The 1406-nt window shown below is 78.4% G+C and carries 1 pseudogene; it reads right to left on the minus strand.

What is annotated here, in order from left to right:
• Positions 1-1365 (minus strand): annotated as a pseudogene (locus AB0H87_RS41810) (LuxR family transcriptional regulator); the annotation flags it as partial.
• Positions 1366-1406: the final 41 nt, after the last annotated feature.

Below are 1406 nucleotides of genomic sequence, written 5' to 3' on the forward strand. Positions count from 1 at the left end.
CCGGAAGACGTGCTCGGCCACCGGGCCCGGCGTGGCCAGCGCCCGGGTGCGGGCCTCGATGCCGCGCGCCCAGTCGGTGCCGGCGGCCGAGGTCGCGTCGGTGAGCCGGCGCAGCGCCTCGGCCGCGCGGGCCGGCTGGCCCACCCGGACCGCGGCCTCGACCAGCTCGACGAGGACGCACCACGGCGGGAAGCCCAGCGCCGGCGGATCCTTGTCGCCGCGTTCGGCGGCGGCGAGCGCCTCGAGGTGCTCGCCGCGGCCGTTGTGGAGGATCGCGAGGCTCAGGGCCGGCGCGACCAGTCCCGCTCCCTCGCCCCGGCGGGCCGCCTCGGTCACGGTCGACTCCGCGAGCGCCGTCGTCTCGGCGGTGTCGCCCCGCCACGCCGACAGCAGCAGCTGGCCGAGCGGGGTGAACGGGCGCACGGTGGTCGCCTCGGTGGCGGCGTGCAGCTCATGGCCGAGCGAGGCGGCGGCGGTCAGGTCGCCGCCGACGACGTGCGCGGCGATCCGGGAGTTGAGCGCGACCGGCAGGGTGACCAGTGCGCCGCTCTGTCTCGCGAGCCGGACGAACTGGTCCGCCAGCCGCAGCCACGAGTCGTAGTCCCAGATGTGGGTGGCGGCCGTGCAGGCCAGCCAGAGCCAGCGGATGGTCTCGACGTCGGCGCCGCCGGGCCCGCCGAACGCCCGCACCGCCTGCCGCAGCAGGGGCAGGCCGGCCGCGTACCCCTCCGTGAAGCGCACGGCGAGGCCGTCCAGCAGCAGGTCCGCGGCGCGCGGCGGGACGGGGGCCGGCGGTGCGGCGCGGGCCGCCCGGGCCGCTTCCGGGAGCTGGTCCGGCGCCAGCGAACCGGCGAACATGGCCGCCGACATCGCGTCCAGGTAGGTGGTGCGGGCCAGCTCCGGCGAGAACGGCTCGATCTCGGCCGCGGCGGCACGCAGCAGTGGGGACGCCGTCGCGTCGCGGTTGACGGTGAACGCCACGCGGGCCCGGATGAGGTGCGCGCTGGCCCGGTGGGCGTCGGTGAGCGCGCCGGCCTCGGCCATCGCGACCAGGGCGAGCGCGCTGTCCGGGTTGCCGCCCTCGAGGGCGCACTTGGCGGCCGACAGGGTGCGTTGCGCGCGGCGCACCGGATCGCCGGTCAGCTCGGCGGCGCGGCGCAGGAAGCTGGCCGCGGCCGCCAGCCCGCCGCGCGCCTGCGCCTGGCCGGCCGAGCGCTCGAGCCGGTCGGCGATCTCGTCGTCGGGGTCCTCGACGGCCTGGCCCGCGTGCCAGGCGTGGCGGGCCGGGTCCGACTCGGGGTCGGTGGCCGCGGCCAGCGCGGCGTGGGCCCGGCGCGAGTCCGGCGTCGGCCACTTCCTCTGCAAGACCGAGGACGAGGCGCTCGACACGGTCCGGCGCTACCTGT

This window comes from Asanoa sp. NPDC050611, assembly GCF_040654855.1.
GTDB lineage: Bacteria > Actinomycetota > Actinomycetes > Mycobacteriales > Micromonosporaceae > Asanoa.